This is a genomic window from Neorhizobium galegae, assembly GCF_017877135.1.
Taxonomy (GTDB): Bacteria; Pseudomonadota; Alphaproteobacteria; order Rhizobiales; family Rhizobiaceae; genus Neorhizobium; species Neorhizobium galegae_A.
In genome coordinates, this window is the sequence record NZ_JAGIPH010000007.1 from 133,323 (window position 1) to 151,994 (window position 18,672).

Annotated in this window: 16 protein-coding genes; 5 read left to right on the top strand and 11 right to left on the bottom strand. The window is 62.8% G+C overall.

Translation table 11 applies throughout. From position 1 onward, the window contains the following. The first annotated feature begins 1 nt into the window (after nt 1). The gene (locus J2858_RS19235; RefSeq protein WP_210106467.1) at nt 2-1,267 is read left to right on the top strand and encodes an ABC transporter substrate-binding protein; all 1,266 of its coding nucleotides are present in this window, start codon (nt 2-4) and stop codon (nt 1,265-1,267) included. Nucleotides 1,268-1,412: 145 nt separating this feature from the next. On the opposite strand, the gene J2858_RS19240 is transcribed toward J2858_RS19235, so the two are convergent. From J2858_RS19240 to J2858_RS19280, 9 genes are all read right to left on the bottom strand, one after another. Continuing rightward, nucleotides 1,413-2,201, bottom strand: a complete 789-nt coding sequence (locus J2858_RS19240) for a DeoR/GlpR family DNA-binding transcription regulator (protein WP_210106468.1) — start codon at nt 2,199-2,201, stop codon at nt 1,413-1,415. Nucleotides 2,202-2,308: 107 nt separating this feature from the next. Next, the gene (locus tag J2858_RS19245) at nt 2,309-4,384 is read right to left on the bottom strand and encodes an SUMF1/EgtB/PvdO family nonheme iron enzyme (protein WP_210106469.1); all 2,076 of its coding nucleotides are present in this window, start codon (nt 4,382-4,384) and stop codon (nt 2,309-2,311) included. Nucleotides 4,385-4,392: 8 nt separating this feature from the next. After that, complete coding sequence (locus J2858_RS19250) at nt 4,393-4,788, bottom strand: VOC family protein (RefSeq protein WP_245366724.1); 396 nt, start codon at nt 4,786-4,788, stop codon at nt 4,393-4,395. Between the two features lie 15 nt (nt 4,789-4,803). Further along, nucleotides 4,804-6,198 carry an ABC transporter substrate-binding protein gene (locus J2858_RS19255; RefSeq protein ID WP_210106470.1) on the bottom strand — a complete coding sequence of 465 codons (1,395 nt, stop codon included), beginning with the start codon at nt 6,196-6,198 and terminating at the stop codon, nt 4,804-4,806. A 7-nt stretch (nt 6,199-6,205) separates the two neighbouring features. Beyond that, nucleotides 6,206-7,045, bottom strand: a complete 840-nt coding sequence (locus J2858_RS19260) for an ABC transporter permease (RefSeq protein ID WP_210106471.1) — start codon at nt 7,043-7,045, stop codon at nt 6,206-6,208. Between the two features lie 2 nt (nt 7,046-7,047). Beyond that, complete coding sequence (locus J2858_RS19265; RefSeq protein ID WP_210106472.1) at nt 7,048-8,058, bottom strand: ABC transporter permease; 1,011 nt, start codon at nt 8,056-8,058, stop codon at nt 7,048-7,050. A gap of 69 nt (nt 8,059-8,127) precedes the next feature. After that, nucleotides 8,128-9,690, bottom strand: a complete 1,563-nt coding sequence (locus tag J2858_RS19270; RefSeq protein WP_210106473.1) for an ABC transporter substrate-binding protein — start codon at nt 9,688-9,690, stop codon at nt 8,128-8,130. Nucleotides 9,691-9,918: 228 nt separating this feature from the next. Beyond that, a complete protein-coding gene (locus J2858_RS19275) occupies nt 9,919-10,776 on the bottom strand; it encodes a sulfurtransferase (protein ID WP_210106474.1) in 858 nt (285 codons plus the stop codon). A 34-nt stretch (nt 10,777-10,810) separates the two neighbouring features. Beyond that, nucleotides 10,811-11,527, bottom strand: a complete 717-nt coding sequence (locus J2858_RS19280) for a GntR family transcriptional regulator (RefSeq protein ID WP_210106475.1) — start codon at nt 11,525-11,527, stop codon at nt 10,811-10,813. A gap of 168 nt (nt 11,528-11,695) precedes the next feature. Between J2858_RS19280 and J2858_RS19285 the strand changes: the two genes are divergently transcribed. From J2858_RS19285 to J2858_RS19300, 4 genes are read left to right on the top strand one after another with little or no spacing between them, the layout of a single operon-like run. Next, a complete protein-coding gene (locus tag J2858_RS19285) occupies nt 11,696-12,358 on the top strand; it encodes an aspartate/glutamate racemase family protein (protein WP_210106476.1) in 663 nt (220 codons plus the stop codon). Next, nucleotides 12,355-13,716: a dihydroorotase gene (locus J2858_RS19290; RefSeq protein WP_210106477.1), complete on the top strand. Its 1,362-nt coding sequence runs from the start codon at nt 12,355-12,357 to the stop codon at nt 13,714-13,716. Before J2858_RS19285 ends, J2858_RS19290 begins: the two co-directional genes overlap by 4 nt. A gap of 35 nt (nt 13,717-13,751) precedes the next feature. Further along, entirely contained in the window at nt 13,752-14,678 is a 927-nt protein-coding gene (locus J2858_RS19295) for a dihydrodipicolinate synthase family protein (protein WP_210106478.1), read from the top strand. A 53-nt stretch (nt 14,679-14,731) separates the two neighbouring features. Further along, the gene (locus J2858_RS19300; protein ID WP_210106479.1) at nt 14,732-15,898 is read left to right on the top strand and encodes a MalY/PatB family protein; all 1,167 of its coding nucleotides are present in this window, start codon (nt 14,732-14,734) and stop codon (nt 15,896-15,898) included. Between the two features lie 56 nt (nt 15,899-15,954). On the opposite strand, the gene hydA is transcribed toward J2858_RS19300, so the two are convergent. Next, entirely contained in the window at nt 15,955-17,361 is a 1,407-nt protein-coding gene (hydA, locus tag J2858_RS19305; protein WP_210106480.1) for a dihydropyrimidinase, read from the bottom strand. Between the two features lie 20 nt (nt 17,362-17,381). Next, nucleotides 17,382-18,647 carry a cysteine desulfurase-like protein gene (locus tag J2858_RS19310; protein WP_210106481.1) on the bottom strand — a complete coding sequence of 422 codons (1,266 nt, stop codon included), beginning with the start codon at nt 18,645-18,647 and terminating at the stop codon, nt 17,382-17,384. Between the last annotated feature and the right edge of the window lie 25 nt (nt 18,648-18,672).

Consider the following 18,672-nt stretch of genomic DNA (forward strand, 5'->3'; position numbering starts at 1 on the left):
CATGAAAAAACTGGTTCTTTCATCCACCATGCTGGCGGGGCTTGCCGTCTCGGCCCTCCCGGCCTTCTCCGCCGATTGCGACATCACCGTCGGCGTCGTCATGGAACTGACCGGCCCTGCCGGTGAATACGGCAAGGCGGGCGCCAAGTCCGTCGAAATGGCCTTCAAGGATTTCAACGATGCGGGCGGCGTCGGCGGCTGCAAGCTGGTGATGGACACCCGCGACAGCCAGAGCCAGGGCACGGTGGCCGTCGATCAGGCCACCCAGCTCGTCAACATCAAGAAGGTGCCGGTCATCATCGGCGGCATCATCTCGTCGGTGTCTATCCCGATCCTCACCTCGGTGACGGCACCGGCCGGCGTCGTGCAGGTGTCGCCCGCCTCGTCCTCGCCGACGCTGACGGCGCTGGGTCGTGACGGCAAGACGAATGGCGTGTTCTTCCGCACCATCACGTCGGACGCACTGCAGGGCACGGCGGCTGCGAAATACGCGCTCGACCAGGGCCTGAAGAAGATCGCCATCATTCATGTGAACAACGACTTCGGCGTCAACATGGTGAAGGAGTTCACGGCTGCCTATGCCAAGCTCGGCGGCACGATCACCTCCACCACGCCCTACAACGAAAAGCAGGCCAGCTATTCGTCGGAAGCAAGTGCCGCGATGAAGGGCGATCCAGACGCGCTCTACCTCGTCAGCACGCCGGTCGATGGGGCAACGATCGCCCGCGCCTGGCTTTCCGGCGGTGGCGCTGCAAAATTCCTGCTGAATGACGGCATGAACTCCAAGGACTTCATCGAAAGCGTTGGCGCACAGTATCTGAATGACGCTTATGGCACCTCGTCCGGCACCAGCCCGACGGCCTCGACCGAATATTTCAACGCCAATTACGAAAAGTTCTCCGGCGGCATTTCGCCGGGCGCGCCGGCCGCCGACCGCTCCTACGATGCCGGTGCCATCGTGGCGCTCGCCATCGCCAAGGCCGGCAAGGCGGACAAGGCCGCCATCAAGACCGCGATTTCCGAGGTGGTGGCCGAAGGCGGCACGCCGATCCATGCCGGCAAGGCGGAATTCGAAAAGGCGCTGAAGCTCATCAAGGACGGCAAGCCGGTCAAGTATGAAGGCGTCATTGGCCCGGTCTCCTTCGACAAGTATGGCGACATCACCGGCCCCTTCCGCCTGTGGAAGATCAAGGACGGCGAAGTCACCACGCTCGGCCAGATGGAGGCCGAGGAGGTCTCCAAGATCAAGGCGTCGCTTGCGCCCTGACAGGGACTGAAAACCGGCCCGGCAACCAAACGCCGGGCCTCATCTGAAAACCGGAGCGACCTGCCTGTCAGGGCGCTCCGCTTTTGCTTTGGGACGCATCGCAAAGTCATCCATCAAGCGAAACCGGATGAATGCGAAGCGAAAGTTAAGCGCTGCTCGCAGACTCGGTTGGCTGCGTCGTCTCGATGAGGACGACATCCTGCGCGGCACACAGCGCCCGGACACTTTCTGACGGGCAATAATCGCAGATAAAGGTGTGAACCTGCGAGATATGGCCGATGCGCACGGGCGCGGTGCGCTCGAATTTCGAGGCATCCGAAACAAGGATGACATGGCGGGCATTGGCGATGATCGCCTGCGCCACCTTCACCTCGCGGAAATCGAAGTCCAGCAGGGCACCATCCTCGTCTATGGCCGAGACGCCGATCACCGCGTAATCGACCTTGAACTGGCGGATGAAATCGACGGCAGCTTCTCCGACGATGCCACCGTCCGAGCCCCGCACGACACCGCCGGCAATCACCACCTCGATTGCCGGAAAGACCCGTAAATTATTGGCAACGTTGATATTGTTGGTGATGACCATCAGGCTGCCATGGTCGACCAGCGCATCGCCGACAGCCTCGGTGGTCGTGCCGATATTGATGAACAACGACGAATTGTTCGGGATCATGGCAGCCGCCGCCCGTCCGATCGCCTGCTTTTCGGCAGCGGCCATGGAGCGGCGCGCTTCGTATTTCACGTTCTCGTTGCCGCCGGGAAAAACAGCACCGCCATGGATGCGGTTCAGCGCCCGGGTCTCGCAAAGATCGTTGAGGTCCTTGCGGATGGTCTGCGGTGTTACGGCAAAACGCGCCGCAAGCTCGTCGACCAGCACCCTCCCATGCTCCTTGGCAAGGGCCATGATCTCGACCTGGCGTGCAGACAGCAACATATTCCACCCTGTGGCTTTTGCCTGATCTTACGGAAAAACGAAACAGCGGCAATAGACGCGGTCCTTCAAACCGCGCCTGCCACCGCCGATCATGCTTTGACGATCCGTCAGGCCCGCCGCGCCGACACTGCCACGCGAAAGCCGTTGCCGCGCCAGAAACCGTCCGGCTCCAGACTGCCGCGATAGGTGGTGCAGGCTTTGAGCTTTCCGCTCGAAAAACATCCGCCGCGCAACACCCGCCGGATTTTCGGGCCGGCCTTCAAGTCTTCCCGTCCGTCCTCACGGTACGGATACTGGAAGGAAGGCGTCGTCATGTCGTCGCCCCAGAGCGTCGTCGTCCATTCCCAGACTTCGCCCGCCATGTCGTAGACGCCGAAGGGAGAGCGGCCCTTCGGAAACAGCCCGACCGCCACGGTGCGGTTGAACCCGGCCTCTTCCGAATTGCAGGCATCGGGCTCAAACTCTATGCCCCAGGGATAGACGATGGTCTCGTCGCCCGCATCCGGCTGGTCGCCGCGGGCTGCCCGTTCCCATTCGGGTTCTGTCGGAAGGCGCACGACATCTTCTGCGGAAATTCGCCCTTCGGCGCGCCATTTCAGTGTCAGCCAGGCGCAGTAGGCGTTCGCATCATGCCAGGTAAGGTCGGTTGCCGGCGCATTGCGACGCTCGGGGTCATGTGCCTCGGGGCTTCGCCACAGCCGCCCTGTCTCTGCGACAAAACGGGCGTAATCGGCATTGACGACGGGATAGCGTCCGATACGAAAGGCGTCGACCGTGACCGGATGGGCAGGGGTGGAATTGGGATGGGTTGCCGATCCGAAGGTGAAGGCGCCGCCGGGGATATCGGCAAGCGCCTGCAGGTCGCGCGGGTCTGAGAGACGGGAGAGGGCGCGTGCTGCCCGTTCTCGGCGATAGGCCGAGAGGCGGCCGTCTTCGACAATGGAGAGAAGAAGCGGCAAGGCATGCCGGTGAAGCTCCGGCGCCTGTGGCAGAAACTCGGTGGCGAGCAGTGCACCCTGGAAGGGCATGTCGCCCGATCCGCCCATCAGCGGCTCAAGCAGCGGCGCAACTTCGCGTCCGTTTGCAAGCAGCCGGCGCGCCAGGGCTTGCATCAGTGGCTCGACATCCAGCGGATTGCTCCGGTAGAGCGCAACGGCCTCTGCCGGTGGGTAGAGATAAAGTTCGTGAGCGGCAAGAAGCGTTAAGACCCGTCGGCCGCCCGTTGCCAGTCTTTTGACGATGCCGTCATGCTTTTCGAAGGCACGGTCTGTCACGCCGGCCAAAGCCTCGCGCATCACCGCCAGCGGTGCGACGCCGAGTTGGCGGGAAAGAGCATAGGCCCAGGCATCGGCCAAAGCCTCTTCCGTTTCGGGCTCCGTCTGCGGCTGGATTTCAAGCCGGGCGCCGAACAGGGCCGGATTGGCTGTGATGGGCGAGAGCGCAGATAAAGGCATTTCCGGCGCCGCCGCCCGCCGCTGGCTCTGGAGCAGCGGCAAAAGTTCATGGCGCGGCAAATCGGCGGGCAGGGCCCAGTCGCGAACGATCCGGCTATCCCCGAGGAGAAGAACGCGCAGATGCGGGGTTGCCGCCTGAAAGCGTCGCACCTCCTCGATCATCTGCGGTCCCGCCGCATGAAGAGCGTCGATACGGTCGACGATCAGCAGCAGCGAGGCATGGCCGTTGCGCCAAGCGTCACTGGTCAACAGGTCGCAGAGACCCGGCAGGCGGTCATCGATCAGCGCCGTCAGGGGAAAGCCGGCTTTGGCCTCGATCACCAGCGGCACGAGGTTCCGGCTGTCGAAAACCTCCGCGGCCATGTCGCCCGCATCGTTGCGCACGATGATGTGCGCAGTGTTCTCTCCGGCCGCGATCTGCCAGGCTAGGTGGCGGGCAAAGCTCGTCTTGCCGGCGCCGCTTTCGCCGGTCAGCAGCAAGAGGGCATGGTCGCGCACCATTTCAACAGCCGAGAAATGCTGCGGGGCAGGGGGCGGCGCCCCGTCGGCAAAGACACGCAAGCCCTTGGCGGCCTTGTCCTCATCGGTGAAATTGACGAGAAGCGGGATGAAGCCCTCGATCAGCGAGACGGGCCGGCCGTGAGGCCCTTCCTCCGGCAGCACGTAAACGACGGTGCCGGCTGCCGTGGCGATGGCGTCGGAGCGCAGCCGGTCAAGGGCATCATCCATGGCAGACCTCAGCGGAACAGCTTTGCGACATCGGGATTGTGAAACCGCTGGATCTCGATAGCATAACCGGCGGGATCCTCGAAGAAGAAGTGCTCGCAGAACGTGCCGCGCAGCATGTCCGAAAGGCCGGGCACTTGTGCAGCAGACAGCTTGTCATGCCAGGCCTGAACGTCTTCGCTGACGATGGTGAGCAGCACCGCACTTTTCGGCTGGTGCTTAAGATGGCCGCGATTGCCATCGACAATGCCGAAATAGCTGTTGGGCGCGATGCGGTAGATGCGCGCCATGGTCTGGTCGAGCACCAGTTCAAAGCCCAGCACCTCTTCATAAAAGGGGACGACCGCGTGGATGTCGTCGTAATAGAAAAAGGTGATCGAATAATCTCTGGTCAATTCGCTGGTCATGGATTTTCCTTTCGGTCAGGCGACGACAAGCGTGCCCTTATGATCGATCGACAGGCCGCCGAGGCCCTTGCGGGCGGCAAACACGTCGATGGGGTGGGTGATGTAGAGCCAGGGCGGATTGTCCCTCAAATGCGAGAGGCACTGGCCATAGGCCTTCTCGCGCACTTCGGGCAGGACGGCCGCGTTGGCTTCAGCGATCAGCTCTTCGGTGCGGGGATCGTCAAATCCCTGCCACCAGACAGCCTTCGTCACGCTTGAAATCTTGTCGTTCAGGATGCGGTAGGTGCTCTGCGGCGAGGAATCGAAGATCGCCATGTCGCCCATCTCCTTGCGCCCGATCTGGCGGGCGTATTCCGGCCGGTCCCTCTCGATCTCGACATCCACCACAAGGCCGACCGCTTCGAGACAGCGGGCGACGTAAGCGCTGATCTCGGGGGCCTTCTCCGGCATGAAGGTGGGGCTTCTCAAGCGGATGCGCGCGCCGATGGCGCCGATCTCTTCCAGAAGCGCGCGGGCCTTTGGCGGATCATAGGGGATCGGTTCGAGCGCGGCAGACGCCATGCCGAGATGAAAGGGGCTGACGATGGAGGACGAGGGGATCGCAAGTCCGTGAAAGATGTCGCGCACGATCGCATCCTGATCGACGGCATGGTTGACGGCGAGCCGGGCCTGCGGGTGACGGAAGAGCCCCGTCGAGCAGTTGAGGTAATACATCACCGACAGCGTGTTCGGCGCCTGGCCCCAGTCGAAGGCGGGATCGAAATCCGGCTTTTCCTCCATGCGCTCCAGATTGAGGACGGCGTCCGCCAGTCCCTGTTGGAGAAGGGAAAACCGCTTGTCCGCGGAGGGCTCGGCCAGTGCCACGATCTTCTGCGGCGTGGAGGCGGCATCAAGCCTTTCCAGCGCCACCCGGCGTAAAGGCTCGAAATCCGTTACCCGGAAGGGGCCCGTGCCAAGCGTCGGCGTTCCGTCCGGCGCAATGCGGCAGATGTAGAATTCGGAAAAGATGTCGAGGATATCGGCAATCGGTTGCGGATTGCGGACGCTGACCGTGGCGTCGTCCGGGGCTGACAGGGTCGCATCGGCAAGATAGCGCGCATAGGACCATTTCATCCCGAACGTGTCGACCGCCTCTAGGATGCCGTCGATGAAGGCAAGGATATCCGCCGCGGTACAGGCCTTGCCGTCGTGGAAGCGGGCGCCATCGCGGATCGAAAACTGCCAGTGGCAGCCGGTCTCGTCATGGGTCCAGCCGGAAAACAGCGCCGGCAGCACGTCACCGTCGCACCATTTCAGCAGCGGTTCGAACACGAGGTTTTTCAGCGTCAGCACGCTTGTATCATCCGTCACGCGCGTCGGCGGCAGGAAATCCACCTTTTCAAGCGCGATGGTCAGGGTTTCGGCTGCCATGGAGGCCTCAGTTGATCTGCGTGCGGCGGCGGGGATTGAACCAGTCGGCAAGGCTGTCGCCGATCAGGTTGAAGGAGAGGACGGCAAGCAGGATGGCGCCGCCCGGTGCCAGCACCACGAAGATGGCGCTTCTGGCATATTGCAGGTTGAGAGCCACATCGGCCCCCCATTCAGACAGAGGCGGCTGCGCGCCAAGGCCGAGAAAACCAAGGCTTGCCGTCTGCAGGATGGCGCTGCCGAGCGCCAGCGTCGACTGGACGAGAAGCGGCCCGATGCCATTGGCGAAGATATAGCCAAAAAGAATGCGCCGTGACGAAAGCCCCAGCGAAACGGCAGCCTCGACATAGGGTTTCACCGAGATGGCAAGTGCCTGGCCGCGCGCGACGCGGGCAAATTGCGGGGCAAGCGTGATGGCAACGGCGAGCATCGCATTCTGCAGACTAGGGCCGAAGGCAGCGGCGAGCGCAATGGCAAGAACCAGCGCCGGAAAGGAGAGGATCGCATCGACCACGCGCATGATCACCGTATCCGTCCACCCGCCGATGTAACCGGCAAGCGTGCCGAAAAACACACCGATGAGAAAGGCAAGTCCGACGACGCCAAGCCCGATGGCAAGCGTTGCGCGCCCGCCATACATGATGCGGGTGAGGATATCGCGGCCGAAGGCATCGGTGCCGAGCCAGTGGGCGGCACTTGGCCCTTCCAGCTTGTGCAGGATGTCAAGCTTGGTCGGCGTATAGGGGCTGACGAACGGTCCGACGAAAGCGAGCAGCAGCAGTGCTGCAAGGATAAGCGCGCCGACGAGTGCCAGCCGGTTGTGCCGGAAGAAGAGCAGGGTCTCTGTCATGGTCAGTCCATCCTGCGGCGAATGCGGGGGTCGAGCACGCCATAGAGCAGATCGACCACGATCGAGGTGGTGACGAAGAGCAGCGCAAAGACGAGCGTCGTGCCCTGGATTACCGGATAATCGCGGTTCTTGATCGCCTCGAACATGTAGCGCCCGATGCCCGGCCAGGAGAAGACGGTTTCGGTGAGGATCGCGCCACCCAGCATTTCGGCGAATTTCAGCCCGATCACGGTGAGCGCCGGCATCAGCGAGTTCAGGAGCCCATGCTTCAGCACCACCTGATGGCGATATAGCCCTTTGGCGGTAGCGGTGCGGATGAAATCCTCGCCCATCACCTCGAGCATGGTGTTGCGCACGAAACGGGCAAGCGTTGCGGCAAGAAACAGCGCCAGAACCGTCACCGGCAGCACGAGATGGGCAATCCCGCTGAGCGCCGCGGCCGGGTTTCCGGCAATCAGGCTATCGAGAATGATGAAGCCGGTGACCGGTTCGACGCTGACATAGGCGTCCAGCCTGCCCGAGACCGGCAACCAGCCGAGATGGGTGGCAAAGACCAGCTGCAGCACCAGCGCCAGCAGGAAGGCCGGCATGGAAACGCCCATCAGCGAAACGACGCGCAGGATGTGATCGAAGAGCGTATTGGCCTTGACGGCTGAGAGAACGCCAAGCGGTATGCCGATGACGATGGCCACGAGAACCGCAAGCACGGACAGTTCGATCGTGGCGGGCAGGCGCGCCAAAATTTCGCGAAGCACCGGCTCGCCGCTTTTCAGCGACAGGCCGAGATCGCCATGGGCGAGGCCTGCCAGATAATCGGTAAATTGCAGAACGACCGGCCGGTCGAGATGCAGTTGCGCGCGAAGTGCTGCGATCTGCTCCGAGGTTGCACCGGGGCCGAGCAGCGTCACGGCCGGATCGCCGGGGATCAGGCGCACCAGCGAAAAGGCGATGACCAGCACGATGGACAGCACCGGGATCAGGCCGATCAACCGGCGCAGAAGAAAGTTCAGCATGGGCTCGCAGCCACTCCTGTTGCGAATGCGCCGCCGGGTGGCGGCGCATTCCATTGGCGTCTGGTGGTCTTACCCCTTGGACACGCTCCAGTATTCGTTGAGCGGCGGGGCGCTGTTGATGACGAGGCCCTTCACGTTGGCGCGGGCGTAGACGATGAGCTTGGGGCTGAACAGATAGGCGCCCGGCACCCGCTTCATGATCTCTTCCTGCACGGTGAAATAGAGCTGCTTGCGGGCATCCAAGTCAGCCGTCTGCTGGGCCTTCAGGATCAGCGCATCGAGATCCTTGTCTTCCGGCATGCGGAAGGTCATGGCCGTATTGGCGAGCGACGACAGGTAGCCGATGGTGATATGCGCATCCGGATCGTTGTACCAGGGCTGGCGGCCATCGAGCGCCACGTCGAACTGACCGGCGGTCTGCAGCGCGCGCAGGGCCGGGAACTCGGTCTGCTCGATCGTCGCATTGATGCCGATATCGGCAAGATTTGCCTGCACGAAGGTGGCAACCGCACCCCAGAGCGGACCCTGGAAGCTGTAGAGCTTGATCGAAAGGGTGGTCGGATCGACACCGGCTTCCTTCAGCAGCTTCTTGGCGAGCTCCGGATCATATTTCGGCGCAAGCTCCTTCACCTTCGGATCGAAGGCCCAGCTGTTGGTGGTCAGCGGACCATAGACGCGCTCGGCGGTGCCGCCGAAGACACCGGCCAGCAGACCGTCGTAATCGATGGCGCTGGCGATGGCCTTGCGCACGCGCACATCGGCAAACGGTCCGTCCTTCTTGGAATTGTTGAATTCCAGCTGGCGGATGATCTGGCTGGAGGCTTCCAGAACCTGCACGTCCTTGTTCTTCTTCAGCGAAGCGATGTCTTCGGCGGCAATGGCCGACAGCTGGCCCTGCTGCTGCACGATGTCGACGCCGCCGTTTTCAAGCTCCAGCCGGCGCGTCGAGGCATCCGGGATGACGCGGTAGACGATGCGCGACAGCTTTGGCGCACCGCGGAAATAGGTGGGGTTCGCGTCAAGGATGACGTTGGTATCGGCCTGCGCGCTCTTGAACACGAAGGGACCGGTGCCGACCGGGTTCTTGGCAAAGCCGTCGCCGAATTTCTGGACGGCGGCCGGGCTGACGATGGCGGCCTGCGGCTGGGCGAGAATGGAAAGGAAGGCCGGGTAGGGCTGCGCGAGGCTGATCTTGACTTCCGTCGGCGAGACAACGGCAATGTCGGAGATCAGGCCGAAGGTGGCCTGCACATAGGAATTGGTCTTCTTAGTGCGCTCCAGCGAGAACTTGACGGCGGCCGCATCGAAATCGGTGCCGTCATGGAACTTGACGCCGCTGCGCAGCTTGAAATCGAATTCCTTGCCATCGGCCGACACGGTCCAGGTTTCGGCAAGCCGGCCTTCCACCTTGGTGAAATCAGGCGCAGTCCAGGCGACCAGCGTGTCGAACACGTTGAGGATGATTTCGCTGCCGATCGGCTCGGCCTTGTTGGTGCCGGGCTCAAGCGCCACCGGATCGGACGGCACGGCCACGACCAGCGTCTTCGACTGATCCTGCGCCTTCGCGTCGATCGCGCCCGCAAGGAGCGGCACCATCAATCCGAGAGTGGCAAACTGCTTCCAGACGGTCATTCGTGGTGCATCCTTTCCTGTTGTGTGAACCTTGAGGATCTGCCGCAAGGCCGGTGGCTGAGGAAGTTTCTGTCATTCCTCTGTGATATTCCACGAAATATATCATGGCTTCATCACCTGTAAAGCCGAGATGCCCGTTTCCTGTACAGGAAGCACATTTTGCCTATTTTATACTCTGCCGCGGAAAGAAATTACTTTAATTAAGCAGTTTCAGCACCAATCCGCCACTTATTCAGGCATTGCGCCCGTCACGAACGGGCGCTTGGGGTCGGTCACCCAATGCGACCACGAGCCGGGATACATCGCCGCCTCAATGCCAATGGCGGCGAGCGCCAGAACCGAATGGGCCGCCGACATGCCGGCGCCGCAATAGACGCCGACCGGCTTTGTGCCGTCGGCTCCCAAGACACCGTACATGGCGCGCAACGTGTCGCTCTCGGTGAAATTGCCGTAATCGGTCACGTTGTCGGGGGCAGGGGCAGACCGGGCGCCCGGAATATGCCCGCGCGGCGGCTGGCCGGGGGCGGCAAGACCACCGATATAGTTTGGCCGGATACGGGCATCGAGCAGCACGCCGTGGCGGGCAAGCTCCAGCGCCTCGTCCGGCCCGAACTGGGGCATGTGCCCCCCTTTCAGCGTGATGGTGGAGGGGGTCGGCTGGGTGGCCGCGTCACTCACCGGCAGGCCGGCGGCAAGCCAGGCGGGAAAACCGCCATCCAGAACGCGCACATCGGCAAGCCCTGCCCAACGCAGCACCCACCAGGCGCGCGCCGCCGTCATGCTGCGGTCGGCGTCATAAACCACGATCGTGCTGTCGTGGCGCAGCCCCCACGCCCGTGCCTTCGCCTCGACATCCTCGATGCGCGGCAGCGGCCGCTGGCCCTCGGTCGGCGAGGCGGGGGACTGGAAATCACGGTAGGCCTGCGTGTCGATCGCACCTTCGATGCGCTTGCCGGTAAAATAATCCTGGCCCGTGTAAGGGTTGACCGAGTGGACGGCGAGAATGGTGATGTCCCGGCCCGCAAGCCGCATCGCCTGCAGCTGCTGCGGGGTCAAAAGCACGCGCTCGCGGATCGGGTCGGTCATTGTCAGGATTTTCCGTTTCGTTTGACAAAGGTCACTAAAGCGTCAGGCCGGCGCGACCGTTGGAGATCAGCACGGTCAGGATGCCGACGCGGGTGTTTTCGTTGTGGCGCACGATGGCGGCGCGGGCGGCCTCTGCGTCGCGTTTGCGCAGCATCTCGATAATCTCGTGGTGATCGCGGTTGGTTTCCGGGTTCACGTCGCGCATGCGCGCGCCCATGTAGAAAAGCCGGGCGCATTCCTCCAGATGGCTGATGACCAGAGCATGCAGGCGCGGATTGCGCGAGCCGCGCGCAATGGCGGCGTGAAACGCCTGATTGGCCTCCACGAAACTGCGCACGCTGGCATTTTCTCCCAGTTCGTAATGGGCATCGGCCAGCCGGTCCAGTTCGTCCAGTTCTTCCGCCGTCAGGTGTTCCGCCGCAAGCGCTGCAGCAGATCCCTCCAGCATTTCACGGATGGCAAACAGGTCGTTCATGTCCTTCACCGTCACCGGCGTGACGCGGTAACCGCGGCGCGGATAGGCTTCCATGAAGCCTTCGACGCAAAGCCGCGCCAGGGCTTCGCGGACCGGCGTCTTGCTGACGGATAGCTGCTCGGCCAGTTCCGGCTCCGACACTTCCATCCCCGGCGGCATGTCGCCGGTGATGATCCGCTCGCGCAGGCTCGCATAGGCCATTTCGGTCAGCGATTTGCCGCGCCGCGCCGTCTGGGGTGCCCCGGCCTGATCCATGTCCACTGCAGTCTCCGTCATTCTTCATTTCCGTTCGCGAGGCTGTTGCCGATATAGGCGGTCGCGGCGTTTGCCGCTATACCGGTGATGCGCTTCGTGCTTTGACAGGCCGGAATCGGTGAGATATTACGTAGTATATTAATGGCGGTCGCTGCTGACCGCAATCCCTGTCATTCCACGGGTATTTCATTGTCTCAGATTCTCGTCATCAATCCCAACAGTTCGGTTTCCGTGACACGCTCCATGGAGGATTGCCTGGCGCCGGTGCGCGCCGCCTCCCGCCATGACGTGATGTGCACCGAACTTTCAAAGTCGCCGCCGGGCATCGAGACGGACGATCACGTGCAGGAGGTCATCCCGCATCTCATCGAGAAGATCCGTGGTTCAGATGCGGATGCCTTTGTTGTGGCCTGCTTTTCCGATCCCGGTATCGATACGGTGCGCAAGGCAACGACGCGGCCGGTGATCGGCATTGCAGAGGCTGCCTATCTGTCAGCGCTCGGTCTCGGCCGCCGCTTCGGCATCGTGTCTCTCGGGCCATCGTCCATCGAGCGCCACCTGCGCTATCTCAAACATCTGGACCTTGATCGGCGGCTGGCGGGTGACCGTTCCATCGACATGACGGTCGTGCAACTGATGGCGACGGATGCTGCGGAGAAGATTGCGCGGGTCGGTCGCGCGCTTCGCGACGAGGATGGCGCAGATGTGATCATTCTGGGCTGTGCCGGTCTCGGCGGCTATCGGCCCGAGATCGAGGCCCTGCTCGGGCTTCCGGTCGTCGATCCGGTCCAGGCGGGTGCAGCGCTTGCCTGCACCACGGTTGATCTGAATTATACGAGGACGCTTGCATGAGCTACGATCTTCTCATCCGCGGCACGCTGGTTCTGCCCGAGGGCCTTTGTGAAAACGGCTGGCTTGCCATCCGGGCTGGCCGGATCGAGGCGATCGGCACCGGCGAGGCGCCGGACGCAGCTCAGACATTCGATGCCGGCGAAGACCTGGTCATGCCCGGCGTCGTCGACGGGCAGACCCATGCCGGCAGCTATGGCGGCCTCAAAGGCATCGGCTCGACCACCCGCTCGGCGATTGCCGGCGGCGTCACCACCATTGTCGACATGCCCTATGACAACCCGGCGCCGCTCAACTCACGCGAACGGCTGACGGACAAGATCGCCGCCATCAACGAACATGCCCACGCCCATGTGGCGCTCTATGCGACCGTGATCCCCGGCCAGGACATGAGCGAGGTGCAGGACCTGATCGAGGGCGGCGTCGTCGCCTTCAAGATCTCCACCTTCGAAAGCAGCCCGACGCGCTTTCCCCGCATCAGCGCCGACCAGATGCTCGACCTGTTCGAGGCCTTAGCGCCGACCGATATCCCTCTCGGTGTCCACAACGAGGACCAGGAAATCGTGCGCGCGCGCATCGCACGGGCAAAGGCTGCTGGCCGCGATGGCATCGAGGCCCATTCCGAAAGCCGGCCACCGGCGGCAGAACTGGCCGCCACCGCGCAGTTTCTGGAACTCGGCGCCGCAGCCGGCGCACATGCCCATATCGTGCACCTGACGTCGTCGCGCGGTTTCCAGCTGGTTAAGCATTACCATGCCGATGGCTTTCGCGCGACGGGCGAGCTTTGCGTGCATTACCTGTGGTTTGATCCGGCAACCGACAATGCGCTCGGCGCCCGTATGAAGGTGAACCCGCCGATCCGCCCCGGCGAGATCGAACCGCTCTGGCAGGAAGTGCTGTCGGGCCGGGTTGCCTTCGTCAGCTCCGATCATTCCAGCTGGCCGATCGACAACAAGTTCACGCCGTCCATCTTCGAGGCGGGCGCCGGCGTGCCTGGCCTCGAAACGCTGCTGCCGGCCTTTTATACCGGCGCAGAAAACCGGGGGCTCGATGCGCCGCAACTCACCGTTTCGCAGCTTTGCGAGCGTCCGGCGCGCTTCTTCGGCCTTTATCCGCAGAAGGGCGTGCTTGCCGTCGGAGCCGATGCCGATATCGTTGTCCTGACGCGCGAAACCTATCCCTGGGATAGTGCCAGGGCGCATGACGACCTCAACTGGAGCCCGTTCGACGGACGCACCTTCACCGTAAGGGTCGCCCGCACCTACCTCTCCGGAAAGCTTGCCTTCGATGGCGACTCGGTGGTCAATAAGGCCGGCGACGGCACCTATGCCGCCCGCGGTGCCAGCCGCTGGTTTTCCTGAAATTCGTAGCAACACCTGATTGTCGAGAAAAAGCCATGACCCGCATTTCTGCCGAAAGCAAAGGCGTCTACATCATCGCCGTCACGCCGTTTCACGATAACGGCGCCATCGATACCGCAAGCGTCGACCGCATGGTCGATTTCTACCTGGACAAGGGCGCCGACGGACTGACCATTCTCGGCATGATGGGCGAAGCGCCCAAGCTGACGCAGCAGGAATCCATCGACGTCACCCGCCAGGTGATTGCCAGGGCGGCGGGAAAACCGGTCGTGGTGGGCGTCTCGGCGCCGGGGCTTGCCGCCATCGGCGAACTGACGAAGGCCGTGATGGATCTCGGCGCTGCCGGCGTCATGGTGGCACCGACCGCAGCTCTTCGCACCGACGACCAGATCCTTGGCTACTATCGCAACGTCGTGGCAACGATCGGGCCGGACGTGCCGCTGGTGCTGCAGGATTTTCCGCTCGCAACCGGCGTGCAGATTTCCACCCGCACCATCGGCGCCATCATCGAGGCACTGCCGAGCATGGTGATGCTGAAGCATGAGGACTGGCCGGGTCTCGACAAGATCAGCGATCTCAGGGATGCCGAAGCGGCCGGGCGCCGGCGCATTTCCATACTCTGCGGCAATGGCGGCGTCTTCTTGCCGGAAGAAATGGCGCGCGGCGCCGACGGCGCCATGACCGGCTTTGCCTATCCGGAAATGATGGTGGATGTGGTGCGGCTCACCAATGCCGGCGACATGGCGCGCGCGCAGGATCTGTTCGACGCCTATCTGCCGCTTGCCCGTTTCGAGCAGCAGCCGGGCCTGGGCCTTGCCGTGCGCAAATATGTGCTGGCCAAGCGCGGCGCAATCGCAAGCCAGGCGCAGCGCCGCCCGGGCGCAAGCCTTGGTGCGAAGGCGGTAGCCGAAGTGGATAACCTGATGGCACGGCTGGACAGGCGGCTTGCCGAACTGGCTTGATGCCGGGCCATTTTACCCCCACAGCCAGACCTTGACCGGACGGGATGACCCCCATGACTTCCTTCGACTTCGATACGGTAATTCCCCGCAAGGGCACCGATGCCAAGAAATGGGCGGCCTATCCGGCCGATGTCCTGCCCATGTGGGTCGCCGACATGGATTTTGCGGCCCCGCCTTCGGTCATCGAGGCGCTGCGCGCCCGTGTCGAGCATGGCGTGTTCGGTTACGGCCTGCCGCAGGATGCGTTTCGCCAGCAGATCGTCGATGACATGCAGGCGAAATACGGCTGGACGATATCGCCCGACGATATCGTTTTCCTGCCGGGGGTCGAGCCCGGTTTCAACATGGCGCTGAAATCGGAAACGAAGCCTGGCGATGGCCTGCTGATCCAGACGCCGGTCTATCATCCGATCCTCACCGCCCATCGCAACTGGGGGCTCAAAAGCATCGAGGCGCCGCTTGTCGCAACCGATAACGGTTATGAGATGGATGCGGAGCAGCTGGACGCCGCCATGGCCAGAAGCCGGGCCTTTCTCCTTTGCAACCCGCACAACCCGACCGGCAAGGTGCTGACCCGGGAAGACCTGTCTGCGATCGCCGCCTCCGCCATTCGCCACGACGTTCTGGTGATTGCCGACGAAATCCACTGCGAACTGCTGTTCGACGGCCGCCGTCACATTCCGATCGCCTCGCTGTCGCCGGAAATTGCCGAGCGCACCATCACGCTGATGTCGGCCAGCAAGACCTACAATATCGCCGGACTGAAGACGGCGTTTGCCATCGTCACCAATGCGGCTCTGCGCACCCGCTTCAATGCCTCACGGCTCGGGCTCGTCGACAGCGTCAATGTGCTCGGACTGGAGGCAAGCCGCGTGGCCTATGCCACGGCAGGGCCCTGGCGCGATGCGCTTCTCACCTATCTTCAGGGCAACCGCGATTACCTGCAGGCCGAAATTGCGCGGCGTTTTCCCGCAATCCGGATTGTACCGGCAGAGAGCACCTATCTTGCCTGGCTGGATTGCGCTGCCCTTGACCTTCCCGAAGCCCCGCAGAGCTTCTTCCTCACCCATGGCCGGGTGGCCTTCAGCGCCGGCGCAGACTTCGGATCGGCTTACGGCAAGTACCTGCGCGTCAACTTCGGCTGCCCGCGCGCGCTTCTGGAAGAAGGGCTTGACCGCATGGAGCGGGCTTTGTCCTCCTTCGCCGCCAGCGCCCGTTGAGGCGAAAGGCGGTTCAGGCCGGAGAGAAGCAAGCGGCGGCGGTAAAGGCTGCCGCGTCAGCGCACCAGCGATGACTTGCCGCGCGACAGATAACCGCCCTGGCTTGCCTTCTCCGGCGCAAGTGCGCCGTTCTCGACAATGGTCTTTCCGCGCAGGAGAAGACGCACCGGCCAGCCGGTCAGGGCCAGCCCCTCATAGGGCGTATAATCGGCCCCGTGCTGCAGCATGTCATTGGTAAGCGTAACCTGGCGGTTCGGGTCCCAGAGGGCGATATCGGCATCCGAGCCGATCGCGATCGTTCCCTTGCGCGGGTAAAGGCCATAAAGCTTGGCGTGGTTGGTGGAGGTGACGGCGACGAACTGGTTGATGTCGATCCGCCCCTTCATGACGCCTTCGGAAAAAAGGATCGGCAGGCGGGTCGCCACGCCCGGAATGCCGTTCGGGATCCAGCGGAAATGCCGCTTGCCCTTGTCGTTCAGCTTGCCTTGCGCATCATCGAAGCGGAACGGGCAGTGGTCGGAGGAGAAGAGGTCGAAGACACCCTGCTCAAGGCCTTCCCAGCAGGCATCCTGGCTTTCCCTGTCGCGCGGCGGCGGCGAGCAGACGAATTTCGCGCCGTCCATGCCATCCAGATCCAGATCGTCGGCCGTCAGCATCAGATATTGCGGACAGGTCTCGCCGGCAATCTTCTGGCCGCGCTGGCGGGCACGGCGGATTTCCTCCATGGCCTCGCGATTGGAGACATGGACGATGACGATCGGTACATCGACGATTTCGGCAAGCGACAGTGCCCGATGGGTGGCCTCCCGCTCGGCCGCGATCGGACGGGTGGCGGCGTGGAATTTCGGCGCAAGCTTGCCGTCCTCCTCATGGCGCCCGATGAGGTAGCGGATGGCATCCTCGTTTTCGCAATGGACCATGACGAGAGCACCGGTGCGCCGCGCCGTATCAAGCGTGGCCAGGATCTCGTCATCGCGCAGGCGAAGGCCCTCATAGGTCATGAAGACCTTGAGGGAGGTATAGCCATCCTCCACCAGCGCCGGCAATTCCTGGCCGAGCACCTCTGGCGTCGGATCGGTGATGACGAGGTGGAACGAGACGTCGACATGGCATTGGCCGTCCGCCTTGGCATGATAGACCTTCAGCGCCTCGCGCAGCGACTGCCCCTTCTCCTGCATGCAGAAGGCCAGAACCGTGCTGTTGCCGCCGATGGCGGCCGAGCGCGTGCCACTGTCGAAATCGTCGGCCATGACGATACCGTCGCCAGAGGGCTGGTCGAGATGCACATGGCTGTCGATACCACCCGGCAGGACGAAAAGGCCGGTCGCGTCGATGATCTCTTCGGCATCCGTCAGATCGGCAGCCAGCGCCACAATACGGCCATCGCGAATGCCGACGTCACTGACGAACGTATCGCTTGCCGTCACGACCGTTCCGTTGCGGATCACCGTATCGAAGCGCATGGTCCTCGTTCTCCTCTGTCTCAGCTTGCTTTGGAAAGGCCGGCATCGGTCGACAGGATCCTGTCCAGCGCCGCTGTAAACCGGTCGACTTCCTCCAGCGTGTTGTAATGCACCATGGAAACCCGCAGCATGCCGCCATGGTCGGTCAAGCCGAGATATTCGGCAAGCCGGCGCGAGTGGAAATCCCCAAAGCGCATGGCGATCTGTTCTCCATCCATCGCCTTGCACACGTCGCCGGCATCGCGGCCGTCGAAGCGGAAGGCGATGGTGGGAACGCGCATGCCGTCGCGATTGACCGGCTGGCCGACGATGCGGCAGTCGTTGCGGGAGCGCAGGTAGGTGAGCAGCCGATCCGCCAGCAGGTTTTCCTGGGCGGTGATGGCCTCGAACGCGGCCTCGATCTTCTGGCGCACCGTGCCGGTCTCGCCCGCCTTTTCGCCGAGCGCCACCAGATAATCGACAATGCCGCAGGTCGAATAGGCCAGTTCATAATTGGGATTGCCCGGCTCCAGCTTGCCCGGCACTTTGTCCTTGCCGTAGAAGTAATGGTAGAGCGTATCGAGCTCCAGCAGCAGGTCGTATTTGCCGTACATCAGCGCGTAATGCGGACCATAGGTCTTGTAGAGGCTGAACACGTAGTAATCGGCATCGAAGGCCTGCACGTCGACGGCGCGGTGCGGCGCATAGGCGACCGCATCGACGCAAAGACGTGCACCGCGCGCATGGACGAAATCGGCGATCTGGCGGATCGGGTTGATCGAACCCAGGATGTTCGACACATGCGTGACGCAGACCAGTTTGGTGCGCTCGCTCATCAGGGCAGCCAGATCGTCAAGATCGAGCGTCAGTGTCTCCTTGTTGAGCGGCCAGGTCTTCAGCGTGATGCCGGCTGCCTGCAGCCGGTCCCAGGGGCCGATATTGGATTCGTGGTCGCTGACGGTGATGATGATCTCGTCGCCTGGCGAAAGCTGGCTCTGCATGGCGCGCGCGAGGTTCTGCAAGAGCGCCGTGGTGGAATTGCCGAAGACGATTTCCTCCGGGCGGGCGGCATTGACGAGGTGCATGGCCGCGGTGCGGGCTTCCATCAGCGCGCGAGCGGCATCCTGCGACACCGCGTAACTGCCGCCGATCTGGACGTTCTTTTCAATCAGGAAGCGATTGATGCGTTCGATCGCGCCGCTCAGGATCTGCGATCCGCCGGCATTGTCGAAAAAGGTCCAGCCGCGGCCAAGCCCTGGGAACTGGCTGCGCACGAAATCGAGATCCAGCGGCGAAGTGTCGGCCATCCTAATGGTCCTCCCGGTGTTTTTC